Annotated in this window: 26 protein-coding genes; 7 read left to right on the top strand and 19 right to left on the bottom strand. The window is 68.9% G+C overall.

The window, feature by feature from the left end; genetic code table 11:
• Position 1: 1 nt before the first annotated feature.
• The gene (locus AC1DTF_RS12600) at positions 2–1,132 is read right to left on the bottom strand and encodes an NAD(P)H-dependent flavin oxidoreductase (RefSeq protein ID WP_477474278.1); all 1,131 of its coding nucleotides are present in this window, start codon (positions 1,130–1,132) and stop codon (positions 2–4) included.
• A gap of 71 nt (positions 1,133–1,203) precedes the next feature.
• Between AC1DTF_RS12600 and AC1DTF_RS12595 the strand changes: the two genes are divergently transcribed.
• On the top strand, positions 1,204–2,559 hold the full coding sequence (locus AC1DTF_RS12595; RefSeq protein WP_477474277.1) for a hypothetical protein: 1,356 nt from the start codon (positions 1,204–1,206) through the stop codon (positions 2,557–2,559).
• Here the strand turns inward: AC1DTF_RS12595 and AC1DTF_RS12590 are convergent.
• From AC1DTF_RS12590 to AC1DTF_RS12570, 5 genes are read right to left on the bottom strand one after another with little or no spacing between them, the layout of a single operon-like run.
• Entirely contained in the window at positions 2,485–2,949 is a 465-nt protein-coding gene (locus AC1DTF_RS12590; RefSeq protein WP_477474276.1) for a hypothetical protein, read from the bottom strand. The two genes, AC1DTF_RS12595 and AC1DTF_RS12590, sit on opposite strands and share 75 nt — an antisense overlap.
• Positions 2,946–4,037, bottom strand: coding sequence for a molybdopterin-dependent oxidoreductase (locus AC1DTF_RS12585; protein ID WP_477474289.1), 1,092 nt, complete (start codon positions 4,035–4,037; stop codon positions 2,946–2,948). The genes AC1DTF_RS12590 and AC1DTF_RS12585 overlap by 4 nt, the downstream gene beginning before the upstream one ends.
• Positions 4,038–4,042: 5 nt before the next feature.
• On the bottom strand, positions 4,043–4,672 hold the full coding sequence (locus AC1DTF_RS12580; RefSeq protein ID WP_477474275.1) for a class I SAM-dependent methyltransferase: 630 nt from the start codon (positions 4,670–4,672) through the stop codon (positions 4,043–4,045).
• Positions 4,673–4,674: 2 nt separating this feature from the next.
• Positions 4,675–5,334: a TIGR04282 family arsenosugar biosynthesis glycosyltransferase gene (locus AC1DTF_RS12575; protein WP_477474274.1), complete on the bottom strand. Its 660-nt coding sequence runs from the start codon at positions 5,332–5,334 to the stop codon at positions 4,675–4,677.
• Positions 5,334–5,996 (bottom strand): glycosyltransferase family 2 protein, encoded by a 663-nt coding sequence (locus AC1DTF_RS12570; RefSeq protein WP_477474273.1) that lies wholly within the window; start codon positions 5,994–5,996, stop codon positions 5,334–5,336. The genes AC1DTF_RS12575 and AC1DTF_RS12570 overlap by 1 nt, the downstream gene beginning before the upstream one ends.
• Before the next feature lie 103 nt (positions 5,997–6,099).
• Between AC1DTF_RS12570 and AC1DTF_RS12565 the strand changes: the two genes are divergently transcribed.
• Positions 6,100–6,774, top strand: coding sequence for a response regulator transcription factor (locus tag AC1DTF_RS12565; protein ID WP_057170081.1), 675 nt, complete (start codon positions 6,100–6,102; stop codon positions 6,772–6,774).
• A 14-nt stretch (positions 6,775–6,788) separates the two neighbouring features.
• On the top strand, positions 6,789–7,787 hold the full coding sequence (locus tag AC1DTF_RS12560; protein ID WP_200962287.1) for a sensor histidine kinase: 999 nt from the start codon (positions 6,789–6,791) through the stop codon (positions 7,785–7,787).
• Here AC1DTF_RS12560 and AC1DTF_RS12555 read toward each other — a convergent pair.
• The 3 genes from AC1DTF_RS12555 to AC1DTF_RS12545 are packed head-to-tail and all read right to left on the bottom strand — an operon-like array spanning position 7,784 to position 9,809.
• Positions 7,784–8,815, bottom strand: coding sequence for an NAD-dependent epimerase/dehydratase family protein (locus tag AC1DTF_RS12555; RefSeq protein ID WP_477474272.1), 1,032 nt, complete (start codon positions 8,813–8,815; stop codon positions 7,784–7,786). The two genes, AC1DTF_RS12560 and AC1DTF_RS12555, sit on opposite strands and share 4 nt — an antisense overlap.
• Positions 8,812–9,591, bottom strand: coding sequence for an S-methyl-5'-thioadenosine phosphorylase (locus AC1DTF_RS12550; protein WP_477474288.1), 780 nt, complete (start codon positions 9,589–9,591; stop codon positions 8,812–8,814). Before AC1DTF_RS12550 ends, AC1DTF_RS12555 begins: the two co-directional genes overlap by 4 nt.
• On the bottom strand, positions 9,588–9,809 hold the full coding sequence (locus AC1DTF_RS12545) for a hypothetical protein (protein WP_057170085.1): 222 nt from the start codon (positions 9,807–9,809) through the stop codon (positions 9,588–9,590). Before AC1DTF_RS12545 ends, AC1DTF_RS12550 begins: the two co-directional genes overlap by 4 nt.
• Before the next feature lie 106 nt (positions 9,810–9,915).
• Here AC1DTF_RS12545 and AC1DTF_RS12540 point away from each other — a divergent pair, with 106 nt between their 5' ends.
• Positions 9,916–10,785 carry a 1,4-dihydroxy-2-naphthoate polyprenyltransferase gene (locus AC1DTF_RS12540; RefSeq protein WP_057170663.1) on the top strand — a complete coding sequence of 290 codons (870 nt, stop codon included), beginning with the start codon at positions 9,916–9,918 and terminating at the stop codon, positions 10,783–10,785.
• Positions 10,786–10,864: 79 nt separating this feature from the next.
• Here AC1DTF_RS12540 and AC1DTF_RS12535 read toward each other — a convergent pair whose 3' ends face one another.
• Entirely contained in the window at positions 10,865–11,551 is a 687-nt protein-coding gene (locus AC1DTF_RS12535; RefSeq protein WP_057170086.1) for a DUF3159 domain-containing protein, read from the bottom strand.
• Between the two features lie 63 nt (positions 11,552–11,614).
• Between AC1DTF_RS12535 and AC1DTF_RS12530 the strand changes: the two genes are divergently transcribed.
• The gene (locus tag AC1DTF_RS12530; protein ID WP_477474271.1) at positions 11,615–12,355 is read left to right on the top strand and encodes a helix-turn-helix domain-containing protein; all 741 of its coding nucleotides are present in this window, start codon (positions 11,615–11,617) and stop codon (positions 12,353–12,355) included.
• On the opposite strand, the gene AC1DTF_RS12525 is transcribed toward AC1DTF_RS12530, so the two are convergent.
• Positions 12,335–14,566, bottom strand: coding sequence for a S9 family peptidase (locus AC1DTF_RS12525; RefSeq protein WP_477474270.1), 2,232 nt, complete (start codon positions 14,564–14,566; stop codon positions 12,335–12,337). The genes AC1DTF_RS12530 and AC1DTF_RS12525 overlap by 21 nt on opposite strands.
• 79 nt (positions 14,567–14,645) lie before the next feature.
• Here AC1DTF_RS12525 and AC1DTF_RS12520 point away from each other — a divergent pair, with 79 nt between their 5' ends.
• Positions 14,646–15,851 carry an MFS transporter gene (locus AC1DTF_RS12520; RefSeq protein WP_477474269.1) on the top strand — a complete coding sequence of 402 codons (1,206 nt, stop codon included), beginning with the start codon at positions 14,646–14,648 and terminating at the stop codon, positions 15,849–15,851.
• Here the strand turns inward: AC1DTF_RS12520 and AC1DTF_RS12515 are convergent.
• Positions 15,848–16,120, bottom strand: coding sequence for a DUF4229 domain-containing protein (locus AC1DTF_RS12515; protein ID WP_200962288.1), 273 nt, complete (start codon positions 16,118–16,120; stop codon positions 15,848–15,850). The genes AC1DTF_RS12520 and AC1DTF_RS12515 overlap by 4 nt on opposite strands.
• Before the next feature lie 79 nt (positions 16,121–16,199).
• Between AC1DTF_RS12515 and AC1DTF_RS12510 the strand changes: the two genes are divergently transcribed.
• The gene (locus AC1DTF_RS12510) at positions 16,200–16,361 is read left to right on the top strand and encodes a hypothetical protein (protein WP_200962272.1); all 162 of its coding nucleotides are present in this window, start codon (positions 16,200–16,202) and stop codon (positions 16,359–16,361) included.
• Here AC1DTF_RS12510 and AC1DTF_RS12505 read toward each other — a convergent pair whose 3' ends face one another.
• From AC1DTF_RS12505 to hemL, 7 genes are read right to left on the bottom strand one after another with little or no spacing between them, the layout of a single operon-like run.
• Positions 16,362–17,441: a MinD/ParA family ATP-binding protein gene (locus AC1DTF_RS12505; RefSeq protein WP_477474268.1), complete on the bottom strand. Its 1,080-nt coding sequence runs from the start codon at positions 17,439–17,441 to the stop codon at positions 16,362–16,364.
• 3 nt (positions 17,442–17,444) lie between these two features.
• Entirely contained in the window at positions 17,445–18,410 is a 966-nt protein-coding gene (gene ccsB, locus AC1DTF_RS12500) for a c-type cytochrome biogenesis protein CcsB (protein WP_057170091.1), read from the bottom strand.
• Positions 18,407–19,969, bottom strand: a complete 1,563-nt coding sequence (gene resB, locus AC1DTF_RS12495; protein ID WP_057170092.1) for a cytochrome c biogenesis protein ResB — start codon at positions 19,967–19,969, stop codon at positions 18,407–18,409. The genes ccsB and resB overlap by 4 nt, the downstream gene beginning before the upstream one ends.
• Positions 19,966–20,697 carry a cytochrome c biogenesis CcdA family protein gene (locus AC1DTF_RS12490; protein ID WP_442928766.1) on the bottom strand — a complete coding sequence of 244 codons (732 nt, stop codon included), beginning with the start codon at positions 20,695–20,697 and terminating at the stop codon, positions 19,966–19,968. Before AC1DTF_RS12490 ends, resB begins: the two co-directional genes overlap by 4 nt.
• A complete protein-coding gene (locus AC1DTF_RS12485; protein ID WP_477474287.1) occupies positions 20,694–21,254 on the bottom strand; it encodes a TlpA disulfide reductase family protein in 561 nt (186 codons plus the stop codon). Before AC1DTF_RS12485 ends, AC1DTF_RS12490 begins: the two co-directional genes overlap by 4 nt.
• 23 nt (positions 21,255–21,277) lie before the next feature.
• A complete protein-coding gene (locus AC1DTF_RS12480; RefSeq protein ID WP_057170093.1) occupies positions 21,278–21,865 on the bottom strand; it encodes a histidine phosphatase family protein in 588 nt (195 codons plus the stop codon).
• Positions 21,866–21,888: 23 nt separating this feature from the next.
• A complete protein-coding gene (gene hemL / locus AC1DTF_RS12475; protein WP_477474267.1) occupies positions 21,889–23,199 on the bottom strand; it encodes a glutamate-1-semialdehyde 2,1-aminomutase in 1,311 nt (436 codons plus the stop codon).
• Between the last annotated feature and the right edge of the window lie 59 nt (positions 23,200–23,258).

The following is a 23,258-nucleotide window of genomic DNA, read 5'->3' as shown; positions in this document are numbered from 1 at the left end:
CTCAGTCGGGAAGCGAGTTGCTCAGCCGCTCGGTGGCGGCCAGGTAATCCTCGATGAATTCCAGCACCACATCACGGGCCGGCTTGACCTTGTTCATCAGGCCGACGCCCTGCCCGACGAAATAGGTCGACAGCAGCCGGGCGCCCTCGTGGCCCTGATCGGCCAGCGCGTCGATGCGGCGCAGCACCGGTTCGGACAGCATGTTTTGCAGTGGCAACGGAAGGGGCTGTTGGCCACCGGGATTCGGGGCCCAAGCGTCGGTCCAGTCCGAGCGCAGCTGGCGCGACGGCTTACCGGTGCGCCCTGCGGAGCGCACGGTGTCCCGCGAGCTGGCGGCCAGCATCTTGGTGACCGTATGCGGTTCGGTCTCGGCCTCCTCGGTCGTCAGCCACACCGAACCGGTCCAGGCCCCGGCGGCACCCATCGCCACCGAGGCCGCCATCTGACGGCCGGTGACGATTCCGCCGGCGGCCAGCACCGGCACCGCGTCGTTGATGGCGTCAATGACCTCGGGGACGACCACCAGCGTGGACACCTCACCGCAGTGCCCGCCGGCCTCGGTGCCCTGGGCGACGATCAGGTCGACACCCGCGGCGACCTGTTTGACGGCGTGCTCCTTGGCGCCGACCAGCGCCGCGACCGGGATGCCGCGCTCGCGACCGGCCTCGATCATGTAGTCCGGTGGCACACCGAGCGCGTTGGCCATCATCTTGATGGGGTGGCTCATCGCGACCTCGAGCAGCTCCGCGCCGTTGCCGCCGGACAGCACGGGCTTACCGGTGCGGACCTTGGTGTCGGGTTCGATGCCATGGTCGGCGAGCAGCTTGTTGACGAACTCGCGGTAGCTGTCCGGGATGCGGGACGCCAGATCCTCTTTCGAGAGCGTCTCGCCCTTGCCCTCGAATTTGGCCGGCACGATGATGTCGATGCCATAGGGCTTGCCGTTGACGTGCTCATCGATCCAGGTCAGCTCGCGGTCCAGCTGTTCGGGCGAATACGCGGCACCGCCGAGCACCCCGAAACCGCCGGCGTTGCTGACCGCGGCCACCACATCGCGGCAGTGGCTGAAGGCGAAGAGCGGGAAGTCGATGCCGTAGCTCGCGCAGAAGGCGGACGAAGAAGAGGGGCTCATCCGCTCATTATCGACACCCGTCAAGTTTGGTGTGCGCGGGGTCCCCGGCAAACACCCATAGTGTGGAGGACATGCGTATCGGACGACGAGAAGCTGTGGCGCTGTCCGTGGGGGTGGTGTTGCTGGTCGCGGCGTTCGTGGTGCCCCATCTGAATCTCGGCATCGTCACCCCGATGATCAACAGCACCCCCCAACGACTGCGCGATTTCGCCGACACCGCACCGATCTTCGGATGGTGGAACGCCCACGTCGGCTGGGGCACCGTGCCGGCGCTGCTGATCGCCGCAGCGGTGATGCGGTGGGGCCCGAGCGTGGCTGCCACGATGCGCTGGCGGTCACTCGTCGGTCTCACCTGGGCGACGTCATTTCTGTGGGCCTTCTCGCTGGCCATGATCGACGGCTGGGAGCGCGGTTTCGCCGGGCGCCTGGCCGCCCGCCACGAGTATCTGCGCCAGGTCCCGACGATCACCGACATTCCCGAGGCGCTACGCACGTTCGCCGGCAGAATCCTGGATTTCCAACCGGATTCGTGGATCACCCATGTTTCCGGCCACCCGCCGGGCGCCCTGTTGACCTTCGTCTGGCTGGATCGCATCGGGCTGGGTGGTGGCGCGTGGGCCGGCCTGCTGTGCGTACTGGTGGGCTCCAGCGCCGCCGCGGCGATCATCATCGCGATCCGCGCGGTCTCGGACGAGGCGACCGCGCGGCTGGCAGCACCCTTCGTCGCGGTGGCCCCGACCGCCATCTGGATCGCGGTGTCGGCCGACGGGTATTTCGCCGGGGTGGCCGCCTGGGGTATCGCGCTGCTGGCACTGGCAGTGCACGGCTCGAGGCGCTGGTCAATACCCGCCGCGGCCGGTGCCGGGCTGCTGTTGGGCTGGGGCATCTTCCTCAACTACGGGCTGGGCCTGATCGCGGTGCCCGCGGTGGCGGTTCTGCTGACCGCCAACGGTTGGCGTGCAGCACTGCGCGCCCTGGTGCCCGCTGCGATCGCGGCGCTGGCCGTGGTGGCGGTGTTCTACGCGGCCGGATTCTGGTGGTTCGACGGGTATCACCTGGTGCAGGAACGCTATTGGCAGGGCATCGCCAACGACCGGCCGTTCCAGTACTGGGTGTGGGGGAACCTGGCCTCCGCGGTGTGCGCCATCGGCCTGGGCAGCGTGGCGGGCCTCGGCAGGGTCTTCGACATCAAGGCGTTGCGCCGGCGATCCGGACTGCACGTGCTGCTGACGGGGGCGTTCCTGTCCATCGTGCTCGCCGACCTCAGCATGCTCAGCAAGGCTGAGACCGAACGCATCTGGCTGCCGTTCACGGTCTGGCTGACCGCGGCCGCGGCGCTGCTGCCGCCCCGGTCACACCGGTGGTGGCTGGCGCTCAACGTCATCGGCGCCCTGACGATCAACCACCTGATCCTGACGAATTGGTAACCGCCGCAACAGAAGGTAGATGGGCACGCACAGCCACACCACGGCCAACGCAATGGACAATCCCAGCGGGTAGTCACGATCGAGCACGCTGGGGTTGTCCGGCCGCATACCCGGTCGGCTGAACACCGGGATCGCCAGCAGCACCAGCACCGCGCTGCACAACCCGGCCACCGCGACCGGGGACTGCCATGGCAGCGGAATCAGCCGCCGCCCGGCCAGCCCGATGGCCACGCACACCGGCGCGAACACCAGATCGTGGACCACCGCGGCCACCACCGCCCAGACCAGGATGCGCACGATGATCACCGACGGAAGGTCCAGGAGCAGCACGGCCCCGTAGCCGCCGAGACCGATTCCCAGCAGTGCCAGCAGAATCCGGGTGAGTGTCACGACAGCACCTCGATGCGCGAGAGCCATTTGGTCTGCAGCACTCCCGGGCGACTTGGCGCGATCAATCGGCACGGATATCCGTGGTCCAGGTTCAGGGTCTCACCGTTGAGTTCCAGGGCGATCAGGGTGTGCTCATCGCGGGCGTGGCGGGCGGGCAGCACCGTCCGCGAATACGGCCCCGGCGGCTCCAGCGACACCATCCGCACATCGGCATCCGGTGAACCATCGACGGCGGCCACGAGATCGGCCAGCACCACCCCGGTCCATTCGGCGTCCGCGCTCCAGCCCTCCACACACGCGATCGGCAACCGGTGGGTGGACTGCGGCAAAGCGCGCAACTCGTCGACGGTGAAGGTTCGGGTGCGCTCACCGTTGACAACCGTCAGCCGGTAGTCCGGGGCTGCGGCGGCCCGCCCCACCCCGGCGGCAGCGGCCGAGCGGTTCACCGGAAGACCCTGCGGCCCTTCACCGGTGCGTGGAGCGAGCACCGACACCCGGCGCAGCAGCGGCACCGACTGACCCACGGTGACCACCGTGGCCGCCGCCACCGCCAGCCAGGCGCCGCGCAGCACGGTGCGCCTGCCCGGTCCGACCCGCCCACCGTCGGCGAGCACGTCGAGGGGTTCACCGAGAGCGCGGCGGATGACCGGCAGTTTCACTGCGATGTGCACCAGTACCGCACCCGCCGCCACATAGGCCATCGCGTAATGCGCTGTGGGGAAATAGAATTTGAACGCATACCACTGGGCGATGTTCAGCAGACCGGTCGACAGTTCGAACAGGACGGCCGCGACGAGCACCAGGATCGAGGCCCGTTCCAGCATCCTGACCGGTCCCCCGATGATCGGTCGCTCGAACAGCTTCGGCCACACCGACCACAGTTTCACCACCACCAGCGGTATCGCGGCGATACCGGAAGCAACGTGCAGGCCCTGGGTGAACCGGTACAACCACACCGGACGAGTGGGCCAGAGGAACCACGGCTGCGGATGCTGGATGAAGTGACTGAGCAACCCGGTGATGAAGCACACCGTCACGGCGATCCCGAGCGCAATACCGACCCTGGCGGTCACGGCGGTGCCGCGCAGTGCGGTCACCGCGCGACCAGGCTCCCGATCACCCGATCACCGATGGGATGCACGGCCCGCAACGCCAGCCCGACATCCTCGGCGATCCGCGCCGCGCAGTCCAGGCCGACCGAGGCCCACCGGAACCACGGACCGATGGCATCGGCCGATTCCAGCCGCACCCACCGCGCCTCGACTCCGGTTACCGCCGTGTCGAATTCGGCCAGGCACTCGCCTCCCCGGCGCAGCAGCTCACCGGCGCGCTGCAGGACCCGCCACGGATCCCCGCCCAGCCCGATATTTCCATCGGCCAGCAGCGCGGTGTGCCAGCGCCCGATTCCGGGTAGCGGACCGAAGAGGTCGCGGCGCAGTACCGGCACGCCACTGCTGCGGGCCAATTCGACGGCGCAGGCGGATTGGTCGACGCCCAGCGCCGGCACACCGCGCTCCAACAGATCGGCGACCAGGCGACCCGGGCCGCATCCCAAATCGATGGTGGGACCGGTGCACATGCTGACGATGGCGCGATCGAACACGCTGTCCGCGCGCGACCCGATCAGCCAGTCGTGCACCGGAAGCCGTTTCACCCGGCCGTCCTCCTGCCGGATCCAACATCGCTCACCGTCCAGGGCCTGTTCGTACAGATCTCCGTGCACCCCTACACCCCCGCGGTCCGGGTGGTCTGCGCGAACCGGCCGGTGGGGGCACACGCGCACCGCACCCCGTCGATATCGGCGATGGTGTCGACGTCGGCGAGTTCGTCGACCAGTCGCACACCCAGACCGGCATCGAACAGCGCGAGCAGTGTGCGGGCACCGGTATCGGGCTGCGACATCGGCACATCACACAGGCAGCCGGCCATCGCCGGGTCCTGCACGCCGAGCACCCACCAGCCACCGTCGGCGGCCATGCCGAGCACCGTGTCGGCTTCCCGTAGCGCGTCACCGCATTCGCCGATCAGTGCGGGACTGACCTGCGGGGTATCCATGCCGATCTGGATCACCGGCAGTCCGGCCTCGGCTGCGTCCTCGTGAGCATGCGCGAGCCGCTCAGAAAAACCGTCACCGCGTTGCGCGATGACGGTGAAATCGGCCAGCCGGTCCGCGATCTCGTCGGACCGACACGCCTTACGTAGATCACCGGTGAGCGCCACCACCCTCCGTGCCACCGGGGCGGCGGCCACCGCGTCCAGCGTGTCGAGCAGGGCCGCCGCGGCGATATCGGCGGCCACCCTGTCACCGACGGCGGCGGCCAGCCTGGTCTTGGCCAGACCGGGCACCGGCGCCTTGGCCACCACCAAGACGGTCCCGCGCCACATCAGATTGCCCGCCAGAAATCCCAGGCGGCGGTGGCGCTACCGCGCACCGAACCGCTGACCTTGGACTTGCCGCCGGTGCGGGGGCCGTAGACCACATCGCATTCGACCACTCGCCAATCCGCCTTCGCGGCGCGGACCAGCAACTCCAGCGGGTACCCGGACCGGCGATCGGTGACACCGAGTGCCAACAGCTTGTCCCGGCGGACCACCCGCATCGGCGCGATATCGTGCACCGGCAGGTGGTAGCGCTGGCGTAGCCGCCAGCACACCGCGGCCGTGCCGAGCCGGGCGTGCCACGGCCAGCTAAGTCCCGGCGCGGCGCGGCGCCGACCGATCGCCATATCAGCGCCCAGGTCGAGTTCGTCAACCAGACCCGGCAGCTCCTGGGGGTCCAGCGAACCATCCCCGTCGAGCACCGCCACGATGGGCGTCGCCGCGGCGACCACCCCCGCATGCACCGCCGAGCCGTAACCCGGACGTGCCTCATGCACCACTGTCGCGCCGTGCGCGCGAGCCACGCTCGCGGTGTCGTCTGTGCTGTTGTTGTCGACCACCAGCGCCCTATACCCGTTCGGGATCGCCGCCAACACACCTGCCAGCGAATTTTGCTCATTGAGGCATGGAAGTACGACCGTGACGAGAGCCGGTTCGCGGTCGGTCATGGCAACGACGGTAGGCGGCCTACCGGACGGATGCCACAGCAAAACGGTGACGGAACCGTGACACCGCAGCTCCGCGGGCCTCCGGCGGCTAGCCTCGGAAGCTATGACCCGGGTGCTGATCGCCGACGACGACACCGTCGTGCGCGATGTGGTCCGCCGGTATCTGGAACGCGATGGGCTGGATGTGGCGATCGCGCACGACGGCACCCAGGCCCGGCAGCTGTTGGAATCCGGTCAGATCGACGTGGCCGTGCTCGACGTGATGATGCCCGGCTCGGACGGGCTGACCCTGTGCCGCGATCTGCGCCGCGACGGTGACTTCAGCCTGCCGGTGATCCTGCTGACCGCGCTCGGCGAGCAGGATGACCGGATCGCCGGACTGGAAGCCGGCGCCGACGACTATCTGACCAAACCGTTCAGCCCGCGCGAGTTGGCCCTGCGGGTGCGCTCGCTGCTGCGGCGTCTGCCGGGACCGATAATGCCTGTGCCGATGGAACTTTCGGTGGGCGAGCTGTGCGTGTCGACCGCTGCCCGCGCTGTCACGGTGGCCGGGCGTCCGGTCAGTCTGACCAACCGGGAGTTCGATCTGCTGGTCTTCTTCCTGACCCACACCGACACCGTGTTCTCCCGTGCCGATCTGCTCAAACAGGTGTGGCGTTGGGACTTCGGGGACATGTCCACCGTCACGGTGCATGTCAAACGACTGCGCGCCAAGCTCGGCGACCAGCACCGGGTGCAGACCGTGTGGGGCCGCGGCTACCTGTGGAGCGCACAGTGACCGACCTGTGGGAGATGGCCGGGTGGGCGTTGGCCTGCTCCATACCGGTGGTCGCGGCGGGAGCGCTGGTGATCCGGCTGGCGCGATCGTGGTCCCTGGCGGTCAGCATGGTGGCACTGGTGCTGATCCCGACACTGGCCACCTTCACCGGTGTGCTGGGCGCCAGCGGGTTCATGATCACCCAGACCTTCGAGCAGATCGCCGTGGTCCTGGTGATCGTCTCGGTGGTGACCATTCCGACCGCCGTCATGCTGGCCCGCTACCAGGCCCGGCGCACCGTGTGGGAGAAAGAGATCCGCGATTCGGAGCGGGCCGCCGAGGAGTCCCGGCGCCGCCTGGTCGCCTTCGTCAGTCATGACCTGCGTACACCGCTGGCCGGGATCCGCGCGGTCTCCGAAGCGATCGCCGACGGTGTCGTCACCGACGACGAGGTACGCATACAGGCCAAACACATCGAGCAGGAATCGATCCGGCTCGCCGCGATGGTCGACGACCTGTTCGAGATGTCGAAGATCAACGCCGGTGCGGTGGCACCCACACAGGAACCGGTGGCACTCGACGAGGTGGTCGACGATGTCCTTGCAGCGCACCGCATTCCCGCGCAGCGGGCCGGGGTGAGCTTGCGGGCCGAACTTCCCGAGCAGCCGGTTCGCATCGTGGGTAGCGATCGTTCCCTGGTCCGGGTGTTATCGAACCTGGTGGCCAATGCCGTCGCCCACACACCGGCAGGCGGCAGCGTCACGCTGGCGGTCGGCTCCGAGGGCGGGCACGCCTGGGCCAGGGTCGACGACACCGGTGTCGGCATCGACGAGGCCGATCTGCCGCGGGTGTTCGACGTGGCGTACCGCGGGTCCAACGGTCGTGTGCCACGTGATGATTCGTCGTTGCCGAGCGGGTCCGGTCTGGGACTGGCGATCGCCGCGGGGCTGGTGCAGGCGCACGGGGGATCGCTGACCGCCCACAACCTGGACACCGGCGCCCGGTTCGAGGTGCGGTTACCGCTGTCGGGTTAATCCCGCAGCGGCGCGAAGGCGAACTCGGCCAGACCGTCGTGCGGGTCCACCGCGGCGCGGAAGCCCAGCAGCTCGGCCGCCCGCGCCGGGTCGGCGACGATATGGCGGACATCCCCGTTGCGGTACTGCCCGGTGACCTCCGGAGCGGGCGCCTCGCGCGCTTCACTGAGCCGGGTGGCGACATCGAGAATCGACACCGGCCGCCCCGAACACACGTTGAACGCGGTGAATCCGCCGAGGTTCGCCTCGACCGCCGCGACATTGGCCGCGGCCACATCGTCGACGTGCACGAAGTCGCGCATCTGCCCGCCGTCCTCGTACACCTTGGGCACCCCGCCGGCTTCGAGCTGCGAACGGAAGATCGCGGCCACCCCCGAGTACGGGGTGTCCCGGGGCATCCCCGGCCCGTAGACGTTGTGATAGCGCAGTGCGACCACCGAACCGCCGACCGAGTCGTTGAACGCCAGCGCGTAATGCTCCTGCGCGGTCTTGCTGGCCGCGTACAGGCTGCGCGGCTTCAGCGGTGCGTCCTCGTCGACCAGGCGCCAGCGCAGCGGTTCCCCGCCGAGCGGGCAGCGGTGATCGAAGACCCCGCCGTCGAGGTCCTTCTTGGTGCGCGGCAGCGGTTCGACCGGTCCGTGCTCGGGGCAGTCATAGCCGCCCTGCCCGTAGACCACCATCGAGGACGCCAGCACCAGCCGCGAGCAGCCCGCGGCGAACATCGCGGCCAGCAGCACCGTGGTGCCGTAGTCGTTGTGACTGCCGTAGGACGGCGCGTCCGCGGCGTTGACCCCGGCACCGACCACCGCGGCCTGGTGGCAGACCACGTCGACACCGTCGAGCAGGCCTGTCACGGCGTCGGCGTCCCGGATGTCGAGCAGCCGGCATTCCGGTGGCGGCCCGGCGCCGCCGCGATGCGCGGCGGGCAGCATGACGTCGACGGYGACCACCTCGTGACCGGCATCGGTCAGCTGCGCCCAGATCCGGCTGCCGATGAATCCGGCGGCACCGGTCAGCAGCACCCTCACGGCAGTTCGAACGGCAGCGTGACGCCTTCGTGTGCCAGGCAGTGCGTGCAGGTGCGTTCGGGTGCGACCCCCGCGATGGCCTCGTGCACCAGCTGCTTGAAGCCGCCGATGTTGCGTTCGAACTCCGCGAACRCATCCACCGCGCGCACACCCGCACCGGCTTCCACGCCGGCATCCAGATCGGTCACCAAAGCAATCGCGGCGTAACACATTTCGAGTTCCCGTGCCAGCACCGACTCGGGATAGCCGGTCATGTTCACCAGCGTGAAGCCTTGAGCGGCCCACCACTGGCTCTCGGCGCGGGTGGAGAACCGCGGGCCCTGGATGACGACCATGGTGCCGCCGTCGACCACCGAGGGCAGCTCGGATGCCGCAGCCCGCAGCGTCGGGCAGTACGGGTCGGCGAACCCGACGTGGATACCGCCGGAATCGAAGTAGGTGTCGGCACGCCCGCTGGTCCGGTCGACGAGCTGATCGGGTACCACGATGGCGCCCGGCCCGAGTTCCGGGGTCAGGCTGCCGACCGCGCACGGCGCGAAAATGCGCCGCACCCCGAGCGCCCGCAGCGCCCACATGTTCGCGCGGTACGGCACGGTGTGCGGGGAGAACTCGTGGCTGAGCCCGTGCCGCGGCAGGAACGCCACGTCATGGCCGGCGACGGTGCCGACGGTGATCGCCGCACTGGGCGCACCGTAGGGGGTGTCCAGGCTGATGGTTCGGGCGTCCGGGCCGAAGAAGGTGTAGAAGCCGCTACCTCCGATGACGCCGAGCATCAGGCGTCGGGCTGCCCGTCCAGTTCGGCGCGTTCAGCGGCCTGCCGCGCGGCATCACGGATGGCGAACGCATCGGTGGCCAGCCCGCCGATCGCATTGGCCACATCCTTGACCGCGGTGGTGATGATGGTCGCGACCTCGCCCACCGTGGATGCCACAGTCTCCACGCCCTCCTGCAGGGCGTCCTTGGTGATTTCACTCTTGCTGAGTCGGTCAGTCATGTGCTCAGTCTCATGCCGACCACCCGATGTGACAAGGTGCGCCGCGTCACGCCTGCTCAGGCAGGTTGTTCCCCCGCCCCGGTGCGCACGTGCAACGATGGCGCGCGTGGCTAGCTTTGCGCAATGGATAGAGGGCGCCCGCCCGCGCACCCTCCCGAATGCGGTCGCGCCCGTCATCGCCGGCACCGGCGCGGCGGCGTGGCTCGGCGAGGCCGTGTGGTGGAAGGCGCTACTCGCGCTGGTGGTCTCGCTGGCCCTGATCGTCGGGGTGAACTACGCCAACGACTACTCCGACGGGATCCGGGGCACCGACGATGTCCGCAGCGGACCACTGCGGCTGGTCGGTTCCAAGGTGGCCTCTCCGCGCGCGGTGCTGACCGCGGCGCTGGTGAGTCTGGTGGTGGGTGCCGGAGCGGGGCTGGCGCTGGCGATCGTGAGCCAGCCCTGGCTGATCGCCATCGGCGGCGCCTGCATCGCGGCCGCCTGGCTCTACACCGGCGGGTCCAAACCGTACGGCTACCGCGGGCTCGGCGAGGTCGCGGTCTTCGTGTTCTTCGGTCTGGTCGCGGTGCTGGGCACGCAGTACACCCAGGCGCTGCGGGTGGACTGGGTGGGCCTGGCCATGGCGGTCGCGATGGGCTCGTTGTCCTCGGCGGTGCTGGTGGCCAACAACTTACGAGACATCCCCACCGACACCGACTCCGGCAAGATCACGCTGGCCGTGCGCCTCGGCGATGCGAAGACCCGAATCCTCTACGTCGGCCTGCTGGCGGTGGCCTTCGCGTTGACCCTGGTGCTCATGCTGGCCACGCCCTGGACCGCGGTGGGGCTGGTTGCCCTGCCGCTGGCCGTGCGGGCGGCCGGACCGGTGCGGCGCGGACTCGGCGGCCGCGAACTGATTCCGGTGCTGCGCGACACCGGGCTCACCATGCTGGTGTGGGCGATCGCGGTCGCGCTGGCACTGGCGCTGGGCTGACCGTCCCCGCAACCCTCGTTGCGAGATCGACCTGAGGGTCGCGATCTCTGCGGAACTGACCGGAATCACGACCGTGAGCTCAATCTCGACCTGAGCACTCCGACCGCACTGCAGCCGGGGCCAGCGTCGTCGGGGGTGCGGGCTCGCGCTCCTCGACCACGGTGACCGATCGCCGGTTCGCCCGGCGGACCGCCCAGAAGACCACCAACAGCGCGACCCCGAGCAGCGGATAGCCCATCCCGATCCGGGCGAACGCCAACCAGCCGGTGTGGCCACCGTCGTAGAGCCACTGCTGGACCACGAACCGCGCCGCGAACAGGGCCACGAACGCCAGCGTCGCGATATCGAAACCCCGCAGCACGGACCTGTCGGCACGCCACGCCGGGTCCGGTCCGCTGCTGCGCAACAGATTCCAGATCACCCCGACCAGCGGACGGCGCGCCAGCAGGGACACCGTGAACGCGGCGGCCATGGCCAGGCTGATCCAGATGCCCGGCAGGAAGTAGTTTTCCGCCGAGCCGGTGTAGTAGGCGATCAGCGCCGCGATGACCACGCCGAGCAGACCGGACACGGCAGGCTGAATTGGTTGCCTGCGCGCCAGCCGGAACACGATCAGTGCGGCACTGACCGCGACAGCCACCACCACCGCCACATCCAGTCCGGCGATCGCGTTGGCGATGACATAGGCGAAGGTGGGCACGCTCGCGAGCACCAGCCCGGACACGCCACCCACCCGTTCCAGCACAGTCGGTTCAGCTTTGTTCATGGCGCCATCGCACACTCGGACGTAACGGCACAGTCAAGTCCGGGCCTGGGCCAAGATGGACAGGTGGCCTGGAGTACCCGTGAAATCGCCGAACTCGCCGGCACCAGCCTGCGGGCCGTCCGGCACTACCACCAGATCGGCCTGCTCCCCGAGCCCGATCGGCGCTCCAACGGCTACAAGCAGTACAGCGTGGCGCACCTGGTCCGGCTGGTGCGCATCAAACGACTCGTCGACCTGGGGTTCTCGCTGCCGCAGATCGCGGCGCTGGGCGACGACGACGATCATCCCGAGCAGGCGCTGCGGGAGCTCGATGCCGAACTGGCCGCGACGATCGAGCGGCTGCAACGGGCGCGGGACGAACTGGCCGTGCTGTTGGAGCACTCGGCGCCGACCGATCTGCCGCACGACTTCGTGCCACCGGAAGCGGCGGCCAAGATGACCGACGCCGATCGTGCCCTCGTCGTCGTGCTGAGCCGGGTCCTGGGGCCCCGCGGTATGCAGGTCTATGCGGACATGATGCGGGAGACGCCCGAGGACCCGGCGTCGGCCGAATTCGACACCCTGCCCGCCGATGCCGATGAGCCGACGCGGAACGACCTCGCGGAACGTCTGGCGCTCTACATCCGGGCGGTGAACCAGGCTCATCCCGGACTCGCCGAGTCCCGGTCCGACGCCCCCCGCGGGGAACGCTTCGCGACCAAGACGATCAGCGGCGCGATGGCCGATCTCTACAACCCGGCGCAGCTCGACGTGCTGCGCCGGGCCGGCGAGATCCTGCGCGCCTCAGCCACCCAGGGTCGGTAGCGGCAGCGGCGCCAGCCGGTGGCCCGGCGGTTCGGTGCCGTGCAGGTGCCGGACGAAATAGTCCCAGGTGCGACGCAGGAAATAGTGCTGCCGACCGATCAGCGCGTGCTCGGCGCCCGGGATCATGATCAGGTCGAAATCCTTGTCGGCCTTGATGAGTGCGTCGATGAGACGCATCGTCATGTACGGGTGCGCGTTGTCATCGAGCTCACCGTGGATGAGCAGCAGCTTGCCGGTGAGGTTGCCGGCCAGCGTGGCGTTCGAGATGGCACGCCTGCCTTCGTCGCTGAGGTCGCCGTGGTAGTGCTCGGCCCACATCGCGAGGTTGATGTTGTTGTCGTGGTTGCCCGATGTCGCGACCGCCACGTGGTAGGCCTCGGGGTACATCAGGACGGCACGCGCGGCGGCAAAGGCGCCGGCGGACTGGCCGGTGATACCGACGCGTCCGGTGTCCAGCCACGGGTATCGGTGCCCGAGTTCCCGGATCGCCGCGACGTGGTCGTCCAAGGCTCCACCGTTGCCGAGGTCGCCGTAGGAATGGTCCTGAAATGCCTTGCCCCGCGCCGCGCTACCGCGCCCGTCGATCGCCACGACGGCGAAGCCGAGCGCTGCGAAGGCCTCCGGTTCGCCCTGATGGGGCGGATCGAACGATGGTCCGGCCCGGTAGATCTGCGGGCCCGGATAGATGTGCTCGATGATCGGATAGCGCCGATCCGGGTCGAAATCGTGTGGGCGCCAGAGCAGACCGTAGATCGGTGTCCTGCCGTCCGCGGCGGTCGTGCGGAAGCGCTCGGGTGGGCTCCAGCCAAGTGCCTGCAGCGCCGCCGTGTCCGGTGACTCGAGCTCGACGGTGACCTTCCCATCGGCGTCGAGCACAACAGATCGGGGCGCCACGCTCGACGACGATGCCCGGTCGACGATGTAGCCACCCTCGGGTGGGCTCACGGCGTCGTGGTCGAGATGGTCGTCGGTGAGCCGGGTGAATCCGGAACCGTCGAGATCGATCCGGCAGATCTGCCGGAGGTACGGATCGTCGGCGACGAGACCGCCCGCGACGAACCACACCTGCCGGCGTTCCTCGTCGACCCACAGCAGCGAGCGCACAAGCCACGGCCCGGTGGTGATCTGGCTGATCTGTTGTCCGTCGGCCGAGTAGAGATACAGATGCCCCCAGCCGTCGCGCTGCGACCACCAGACGATCTCGCCGGAGTCCAGCACATGCACCATCTGCGGGTCCCCCAGTTGCACCGTGGGGTCGACGCGGGTTTCGCCGGTCTCGGTGATGAGGGTGGTCGTGGCGCCCGTCGCCGGGTCGAGGCGGCGCAGCTCGAGGGTGCGGGCGTCGCGGGAATGGTGCAGGAAGTGCACGGCATCTGTTCCCGTCCACCAGGCGTAGACGAGCGCGGTGTTGTGCATGATCGCCGTCGGCGGATCCTGCTGCCGGACCACGGAACGATCGGTGACGTCGAGGACGTTCCACGTCATCTGGGCCACCGCGTCCTCACCGGGCATCGTGTAGCGGGTGCGGTGCTCGACCGGGCGGCCACCGTCGCGCGGCGTGGATTCGATGAGCACCAGCTCCGGCAGGTCACGTTGATCGATGCGCTGCACCAGGATTCGCGTGGAGTCCGGTGACCAGTGGAAGAAGAGCGGGGCCGGCAGGCCGAGAAGGCGCATCAGAGCCTTCGCCCCGGTGGTCTCGGGCAGACTGCCGTAGTCGAAGTGCGGTTCGGCATCCTCGGTGAGCGCGAACTCGTGCCCACCGTCGGCCCGCCGGACCCAGATGTTGCCGTCCCGACTGAACGCCACCCACTGCTCATCCGGGGACGGCACCTCACCGGGCAGGGGCGTCACATGATCGGACTTGCGCAGGCCCAGACCGTCCGACCATTCCCACGCCTGCTCGAGCGCGTTGAACCGCACCGCATCGCCATGGAACTCGACCGCCGCGATCGACAGATCGTCGCCGTTCACCGCATGTCCCGATGCCACCGAGAGCGCCGCGGCCAATCGGTCGTGATCGAACGCGTCGCGGCGGCCACCGGCGGCCGGATCGACGATCACGTAACGGGTGCCGACCTGGTACCAGAACCGTGTGCCGCCGGAAAGCCACTGCGGCGCCAGCCTGCTGCCCGGGACCTTGCGCTCCCGGTAGGGGGCGAGCAGTTGCTCGGCGCGTGCGTAATCGGAGTCGGTGAGGATTCGGGTCACGGACACATACGACACCCGGACGTAGCGGCATGGTCAACCGCCTTGACCGTGCCGCAACGGCACAGCCTTACCTGGAGCCATGCCGTTCATCGCCGTCGCCTACCTGAGCTCGCACTTCCTGAGTTTCCTCGGGAACGGGATCCTGGCGGTCGCACTGCCGCTGATCGTGCTGCAGACGACGGGGAGTCCGCTCAGCGTCGGCGCGGTGTCCGCGGCCACCGCGGGTCCCGCGCTGCTGGTGGGACTTGCCGCCGGCGTGCTGATCGACCGGGTGAACCGGCGGACCTGCTCGATGCTCTCCGATATCGTCTCGGCCGCCGCGGTGGCGGCGATACCGGTGGTCGATCTGCTCTGGGGTCTCAGCCTCAGCTGGCTCGTCGGGCTCGCCATCGTCGGATCCTTCGGCGATGTGCCGGGCATGACCGCCCGGCAGGTGATGGTCCCCGCGGTGGCCCGCCACGCCGGGGTGTCGCTGGAGCGGCTGATCGGCCTGCGGCAGTCCATGACATCGATGGCACTGGTCATCGGGCCGGCCGCCGCGGGCACACTGCTGTCCTTGTTCGACGGCAGCACAGTGCTTTTCGTGACCGCTGCGACATCGGCCGCCGCCGCGCTGATCACCACGGCCCTGCCGCACCGGCTGGGTCGCGTCGACGCCGTCACCACCGACCGCGACTCGCTGTGGACTCAGCTGGCGGCGGGCGCGGCGGCGGTGCGCAACAGCCTGTTCCTGACCGGTACCGTCACGCTCACGGTGGGGCTGGCGGTCACCCTCGGCGGACTGCAGGGCCTGGTGCTGCCGCTGTACTTCAGCGTCATCGGGCGGCCGGACCTGCTCGGTTTCGTGCTGACCGCACTCGCCCTCGGGATGCTGGCGGGGACCACCACCTTCGCCGCGGTCGGTACGCGGATGTCGAGGACGTTCTGGTTGACGTCCGCGTTGATCGGGACGACGGTGGGCTTCCTGTTGATGGCGACGCTGATCTCGCCGGCGTGGGTGTTCGCCGGGGCGGCGATCCTCGGCGTCGCGAACGCGGTGCTCGGCGCCGTCCTGGGGGTGTTGCAGGCCGAACGGATTGCGGACGGGGTCCGTGGCCGGGTGCTGAGCCTGCAGAACGCGTGCCTGCAGGTCGCCGCGCCGGCAGGCATCGGGATGGCGGGCGTCATCGCGGAGTTCGGCTCGCCGGTCGCGGCCGGTGTCACCGTGTTCGTCATCTGGCTCGCCGTCGCAGGCACGCTGATGGCGTCGCGGGCGCTGGCCGATCTCGAACCGGCGGCCGGTTAGCTGTCCTCGCCGCGCAACCGCGCCTGCAGGGTTTCCTTGTCCTTGCGGCGGCGCTCGTCGAACTCGGCGATGCTCAGGGTGGCCCGCCGGCGCAGCGGCGCGAAGATCCAGATGCCCAGCGGCAACGCCAGCACCAGAGCGAACAGCACCGCGACCACGACCGGGAACTCGCGCAGCCCGACGAGATGTCCCGCGCCGATGATCACCCCGGTGAGGACTGCGGCGAGCGCCAGCCGGGCGAACAGGTAGGCACCGACATCACGCAGCATCCGGGGACCCGGCCGAGAATCAGACACGGCCCGAGCCTACCGAGGCAACGCGTATATTCGGAGCAAGGAGGTTATTCGCTTGCAGTACTTACTCCTGGCCCTGATCGTGGCCGGGCTCGCATATGCGACTTACCGATTGGTGCGCGCTTCGGCCAATCGCCCGAGGCCGCGCGTCATCGGACCGGACGACGATCCCGATTTCCTGCGCAGGCTCCGCGACGGCGACAACCCGCGCAGCTAGTCAGCTCGCGCTCGGGAACCCCGCGGCAACCACCGCTGCCAGCCGCAGCAACGCCTCACGCGTCGGCGGCTTCAGGCGTTCCAGACTGATCTCGGCGCCCTCCTCCAGGTGCGGGTCGAAGGGCACCTGAAGCACCGCCCGGCACCGCCGGGAGAAGTGGTCGACGACCTTCTGCAGATCGACCTTGCCGGAGCGCGGACGCACCGCGTTGACCACCGCGACGGCATTGCGCACCAGATCCTGATGGCCGTGGGCGTCCAGCCAGTCCAGCGTCGCCGATGCCGAGCGCGCCCCGTCCACCGAACCGGAGCTGACGACGATCAACACATCGGCCTTCGACAGCACCGCGGCCATCGCCGAGTGCAGCATCCCGGTACCGCAATCGGTCAGTACCAGGCTGTAATAGCGCTCCAGCAGTTCGACGGTCCGCGCGTAGTCCTGTGAACTGAATGCCTCGGAGACCGCCGGATCGGATTCCGAAGCCAGCACCTCCAGCCGGCTCGGGCCCTGCGAGGTGTAGCGCCGGACATCGCTGTAGGAGGCGATCCCCTCGGCGTCGCGCAGCAGGTGCCGCACGGTCGCCGGGGTCTCCAGGGGCACCTTCTGGCTCAGGGTCCCGCGGTCGGGGTTGGCGTCCACCGCGATGACCCGGTCACCCCGGCTGGACGCGAAGGTGGCCCCCAGCGTCGCGGTGACCGTCGTCTTGCCGACGCCGCCCTTCAGCGACAGCACCGCGATGCGGTAGCAGCCACGCAGCGGCCGGCCGACCTCTTCGAGCAGGGTGATCTGGTTGGTGACCTTCGGGCTCTCACCGACGTTGAGCAGCTTGAACGACCCGAGATACACCCAGCGACGCCAACCCTTCGAGGGTGCCTGTTTGGGCCGGCCGAGCAGCGCCACGGTGGACAGATCGAGGTAGGGCGCCGGCAGCGGGACCGGGCTGGTCTGTGGCGGCAGATCCGCTGCGCTCGGCCCACCCTGCACAACAGGGAACCCGTGCGGCGGTGTCGGCGCCGTCCACTCCGGCGGCAGCGCCAGCGAGGGATCGACGAAGCGGTTCTGCGCCCGGAAGCTCGGCACGGCTCAGACCCCCGCGTACGAGTGCAGACCCACCGTGACCAGGTTGATGAAGAACAGGTTGAAGACCATCGCGATGAACCCGACGACGTTGATCCAGGCGGCCTTCTTGTCGCGCCAGCCCGCGGTCGACCGGGCGTGCAGGTACGCGGCGTACACCACCCATGCGATGAACGACACCGTCTCCTTGGGGTCCCAGCCCCAGTACCGGCCCCACGCCTCCTCGGCCCAGATGGCGCCGAAGATGACACCGAACCCGAACACCGGGAAGGCGAAGATGGTGGTGCGGTAGGCGATACGGTCCAGCAGCTGCGCATCCGGCAGGCGTTGCAGCATCCGCCCGAAGCCGTTGTCCCGCTGGGCGAGCGGGGACATCTTCAGCAGGAACAGCACACTGGCCACACCGCCGACCAGGAAGACACCCGAGCCGAGGCTGACCACCGAGACGTGGATCGGCAACCAGTAGGACTGCAGAGCGGGCATCACCGGCGCGGCATGGGTGTAGAGCCACTTGCCCGAGACGGTCAGCAGGACCAGCACCGGCGGCAGCACGAAGACCCACAGCCCGCGGTACTGCGGCCGGCGCAACACCACAGCGGCGGCGACCAAACCGGAGAAGCACGTCAGGTTGATGAACTCGTACATGTTGCCCCACGGCACCCGCGAGGTCGCCAGACCGCGCAGCACGATGCACGCCGCGAGCAGCGCGATACCGACGTAGGTCAACGCGACACCCGCGCGTCCGATGCGCTCATCGGCGGTGCGGGTCGGGGCATCGGTGACGATGCCGGGGGTGGCGCTGTCGGCACCCACGGCTGCGCCCACCAGTTCGCGGGCCTCGACCTTGCGGCCGCGCGAGTACGCCAGTTCGACGGCCAGCAGCAGCAGCGCCAGCACCAGGACCACCACCGACGAGGTGAAGGCCCAGTCCGAATACCTGGCCAGCTCGATATCGATGTCGGTGCTGTTCACGCGTGCTTACCTCCGTCTGTGAGCAGTCGGTCCGTCAACCGCTCGAACTCGTCGCCCCACCCGGAGTTGTCGGTGCGGGCCAGTCCCCCGAGTTCGACGCTCACGGTACCCGCAGGTGCGGGGGTGATCCGAACCCAGATGCGGCGGCGTCGCACCACCAGCGACACCACCAGACCGGCCATCATGGTCAGCGAGAACACCAGCACCCAGATCTGCGCGGGATCGTGGGACACCTGCAGATTGATGAACGGGACGGCTCCGTCGAAACGGACGGTGGTGCCGTCCTCGAGGCGTTTCTCCTCGCCCACGTTGAGGTTGACCCGGGCCTCCTTGTTGAGGCGGCCCTGCCCGATCAGCCGGGGATCCAGGTCGAAGATGGACTGCGGGCGCCCGGTGTCCAGGCCGGCGTCGCCGCGGTAGATGTCGATGGCCACCGCGGGCTTGTTCAGCGCCGGGAAGCTGGAGGACAGCAGCGTGCCCTGCAGGAATTCGGTCGGGGCGAACAGACCCTGGATCGCGATCTGTTGCTCGCGGCGTTCATCGGGATCGGGATAGGTGCCCGCCGGCGGATCGACCCGGATCACTCCGGAGGACAGCAGCGTCATCGGATCGTCGGGGCGCCACTGCATCGTGCTGGTGCGGGTCTGTCCGTCGGGGAAGGTGACGGTGAACGTCGGTGCGTATCCGTGGCCCTGCAGGTAGACCCGGTCCCCGCCGACGCGCAACGGGTGGTTGACCTCGAGGCGGTAGTCATTCCAGGTGTTGCTCTCCAGATCCGCGCCGGCCTGGTATTCGATGTTCGCGGCGAAGGTGACGGCCTGACCGCTGGGCAGGTAGTCGGCGTCGAAATCGTTGACCTTCACACAGATCGGGTACAGCGAGGTGCCGTCGACGGTGTTGCCGGCCCGGAACGAGTCGAAGGCGGCCGGGGATGCCGAACAGAACCCGGGTCCACCGTCGGCGATGACGATGACGTTGCCCTCGTAGCCGAACAGCTTGCCGGCGGCGATGGCCACCAGCAGGCCGAGCAGGGAGAAGTGGAAGACGATGTTGCCGAACTCGCGCAGATAGCCCTTCTCGGCCGAGATCTCGGTGACACCGTCGTCCACCCGCGTGGTGCGCCGCCAGCCCTTCAGCCGGTCGTCGATGGACGCGGCCAACTGCGCCGGCTCACCGGGTATCTCGGCCTCGTGGTGTTTGGGCAGCCGGGACAGGTTGCGCGGCGCGGGGACCGGCACCGCACGCACGCTCTTGATGTGCTCGGCGAGCCGCGGGGTCAGGCAGCCGACCAGCGAGATGAACAGCAGCACGTAGATGGCGGTGAACCAGAAGCTGGAGAAGACGTCGAAGCCCTGCACCCGGTCCAGCCACGGGCCGATGGTCGGGTGTTGGGCCAGGTACTCGTCGACCTTGGCAGCGTTGAGGCTGCGCTGCGGCAGCAGGGCTCCGGGGATGGCGGCCAGCGCGAGCAGGAACAACAGCACCAGCGCGGTGCCCATGGAGGTCAGGGTGCGCCAGGTGTTGCGGATCAGCGCCCACACTTTCCGGAAGGCCCTCATATCGGCAGCCTCACATCCGACACGAACGCGTCGCGCACCCAGGCCACGAAATCACCCCAGAGTCCGGTCACCAGTGCGATGCCGACCGCGATCATCAGCACGCCACCGAAGATCTGGATACCGCGGGTGTGGGCGCGCAGCCAGCCCAGCCCGCGCACCGCCCGGGCCGACCCGAAGGCCAGCAACACAAACGGCAGACCCAGGCCCAGGCAGTAGGCGATCACCAGGGTGATGCCGCGGGCCACCGCCGATCCCTCGGTGGCCGAGGACACCGCGATCACCGCGGTCAGTGTCGGGCCCAGGCACGGCGTCCAGCCCAGCGCGAACACCGCACCCAGCAGCGGCGCCCCGGCCAGCGTCGAGAGTTGTCGCGGCGCGAATCGGGCTTCACGTTGCAGCAGCGGGATGAAGCCGATGAACACCAGACCCATCGCGATGGTGACCACGCCGCCGATGCGTTGCAGCAGTTCCTGATTGGTGATCAACGCCGTCGTCATGCCAAGGACCGCAACGCTGCCGAGTACGAACACCACGGTGAATCCCGCGACGAACAGGCCGGCCGCGCCGGCCACCCGGAAGCGGCTGTCCCCGCCGGAGATCGCGGCAAGGTAGGACAGGTAGCCGGGCACCAGCGGCACCACGCACGGTGAGGCGAAGGACACCAGCCCGGCCAGCATGCTCAGCCCGACCGCCAGCAGCAGCGGTCCACCCGTGATCAGATCGGTCACTGTTCTGCAGCCAGCCGTTCGACCACCGGTTTCAGATCCGTGGCCAGTAGCTCACGCAGGAACACCGCGGCCACCCGGTGCTGACGATCCAGCACCAGTGTGGAGGGGATGACGGTGGTCGGGTACTTGCCGCCGAACGCGATCATGGTGCGCATCGACGGGTCGTAGATCGACGGGAAGGTGACATTGCGGTCGGTGACGAAATCGACCGCGGCATCCCGGTTGTTGTCGCGCACATCGATTCCCAGGAACTGCACGCCCAGGTCCTTGGTCTGTTCGTGGACCCGCTGCAACTCACCGATCTCGGCGCGGCAGGGCCCACACCACTGTCCCCACACGTTGATGACCACGACCTTGCCCGCGAAATCCGAGAGCGCCAGCGTCCGCTCCGGGTCCATCAGGTCCGGGCCTGCTAATTTCCCTGGCACACCGCGAGATTCGGRGGGATCGTAAAAGATGTCGGTCTTGCCACCGGGCGCGACGAACTCGAAGGTGCCGCCCTGAGCGACGGCGTCGTCACCGGTACTGCACCCGGACACCACGACCGCCAGCGACATCGCCAGGGCGAAAACCCACTTCACTAGATGCCCCAGGGCTCCGTGTAACCCCAGCGGACGAGGCGGTCATCGTCGAAGGTGAACGAGGTGATGGACGCCAGGTTGCACAACCGGCTGTGCGGGAGCGGTAGATGCGGCAGCTTGCGGCCCGTCATCGCCCGGCGCAGCGTCTCCACCGGCAGCTGATGGCTGACGCAGACCGCCTCGTGGCCGGCCGCCTTCTCCCGCGCGCGGTGCAGCGCGGCGATCATCCGCGGCGCGATGTCGTCATAGTGCTCACCCCAGGTCGGTTTGCGCGGGTTGCGCAGGCGCGGCCAGTTGCGCGGGTCGCGCAGGGCGCCGTCCCCGGGTGCCACGCGCTTGCCCTCGAAGTCGTTCCACGATTCGATCAGGTCGTCGTCGGTGTCGATGTCCAACCCGTGCACCGCGGCGATCGGCGCCGCGGTCTGCTGGGCGCGCTCCAGCGGGGAAGCCACCACATAGGTGATGTCCTTGGGCGCCAACCAATCCGCCGCGGACTGGGCCTGCAGCCGGCCGCGGTCGGACAGGTTGTAGCCGGGCAGCCGGCCGTAGAGCACCTTCTCCGGGTTGTGTACCTCGCCATGGCGCATGACATGGACCGTCGTACGTGTCGTCACCGCGTCGCCTCGGCGGCCGCGCGCGCCGCGTGCGGCAGGGCCGCGGCGATCCGGTCGAAGGCGTCATCGTCGAGGGCGGTCGAGACGAACCAGGTTTCGAAGGCGCTGCACGGCGGATAGATGCCGGCGTCCAGCAGCGCGTGGAAGAACGCGGGGTAACGCCAGGTCTCGGTGGCCTTGGCGGTGGCGAAGTCCGTCGGCTCACTGTCCCCGAAGAAGACCGTCAGGAAGTTCCCGGCGCGCGATACCCGGTGCGCGACCGAGGCCTCGGTGAGGGCGCCGGTGATCAGCGCGCCGAGCCGGTCGGCGTTGGCATCGAGGGTGGCGTACACGGTGTCATCGGCGGCGCGCAGCGTGGCCAGACCGGCCGCCATGGCCACCGGGTTCCCCGACAGCGTGCCCGCCTGATACACCGGGCCGAGCGGGGCGAGCTTCTCCATCACCTCGGCGCGGCCACCGAACGCCGCAGCAGGCAGGCCGCCGCTCATCACCTTGCCGAAGGTGAACAGATCGGCGTCGACGGGATCCAGGCCGTACCAACCGGACCGGCTGAGCCGGWATCCGGTCATCACCTCGTCCATGATCAGCAGGGCCTCGTGCTCGGCGGTGATCCGGCGCAGCGCCGCGTTGTAACCCGGCAGCGGCGCCACGGTGCCCATGTTGCCCGGGCTGGCCTCGGTGATGACACACGCGATCTGTTCGCCGTGCGTGGCGAACGCCTCCTCGACGGCGGCGACGTCGTTGTAGGGCAACACGATGGTGTCGGCGGCGGCGGCGCCGGTGACCCCGGGCGAGGACGGCAGGCCCAGGGTCGCCACACCGGATCCGGCGTCGGCGAGCAGCGCGTCGCTGTGACCGTGATAGCAGCCGGAGAACTTGATGATCTTGGGGCGCCCGGTGAATCCGCGCGCCAACCTGATGGCGCTCATGGTGGCCTCGGTACCCGAGTTGACGAAGCGGATGCGCTCGACGGGCGCGACGCGGTCGATGATCTCGCGGGCCAGTTCGGTCTCGGCCGGCGTCGGGGCGCCGAAGGACAGCCCGTCGGCGGCGACGCGCTGCACCGCCTCGACGACGCCCGGGTATGCGTGTCCGAGGATCATCGGTCCCCAGGAGCACACCAGGTCCACGTAGCGGTTGCCGTCGGCGTCGGTCAGCCAATAGCCGTTGGCCGAGGTGATGAAGCGCGGGGTCCCGCCGACGGCGCTGAAGGCCCGCACCGGCGAGTTCACCCCGCCGGGGATCACCGATGACGCGTCGGCGAACAACTTCGCGGAGGCCGAAACGGATGAACCGGTACTGCTCATGACCCCCAGTGTTCCAGTCAATGCCAACTCAGCAACTACAGGGTGTAGTGGAACAGATC

It is taken from the genome of Mycobacterium sp. P4_H6, assembly GCF_056400845.1.
Note: the sequence above shows the minus strand (reverse complement) of the source record. Positions and strands in the feature narration are given on the sequence as shown.

Coding starts and splice junctions, on each gene's coding strand:
- AC1DTF_RS12600 (WP_477474278.1), bottom strand. CDS start 1,132: ATGAGCCCCTCTTCTTCGTCCGCCTTCTGCGCGAGCTACGGCATCGAC.
- AC1DTF_RS12535 (WP_057170086.1), bottom strand. CDS start 11,551: ATGAACAAAGCTGAACCGACTGTGCTGGAACGGGTGGGTGGCGTGTCC.
- AC1DTF_RS12570 (WP_477474273.1), bottom strand. CDS start 5,996: ATGACCGACCGCGAACCGGCTCTCGTCACGGTCGTACTTCCATGCCTC.
- AC1DTF_RS12545 (WP_057170085.1), bottom strand. CDS start 9,809: ATGACTGACCGACTCAGCAAGAGTGAAATCACCAAGGACGCCCTGCAG.
- AC1DTF_RS12560 (WP_200962287.1), top strand. CDS start 6,789: ATGGCCGGGTGGGCGTTGGCCTGCTCCATACCGGTGGTCGCGGCGGGA.
- AC1DTF_RS12515 (WP_200962288.1), bottom strand. CDS start 16,120: ATGCTGCGTGATGTCGGTGCCTACCTGTTCGCCCGGCTGGCGCTCGCC.
- resB (WP_057170092.1), bottom strand. CDS start 19,969: ATGAGGGCCTTCCGGAAAGTGTGGGCGCTGATCCGCAACACCTGGCGC.
- AC1DTF_RS12575 (WP_477474274.1), bottom strand. CDS start 5,334: ATGTGGCGCGGGACCGTCTTGGTGGTGGCCAAGGCGCCGGTGCCCGGT.
- AC1DTF_RS12520 (WP_477474269.1), top strand. CDS start 14,646: ATGCCGTTCATCGCCGTCGCCTACCTGAGCTCGCACTTCCTGAGTTTC.
- AC1DTF_RS12480 (WP_057170093.1), bottom strand. CDS start 21,865: ATGCGCCATGGCGAGGTACACAACCCGGAGAAGGTGCTCTACGGCCGG.
- AC1DTF_RS12565 (WP_057170081.1), top strand. CDS start 6,100: ATGACCCGGGTGCTGATCGCCGACGACGACACCGTCGTGCGCGATGTG.
- AC1DTF_RS12595 (WP_477474277.1), top strand. CDS start 1,204: ATGCGTATCGGACGACGAGAAGCTGTGGCGCTGTCCGTGGGGGTGGTG.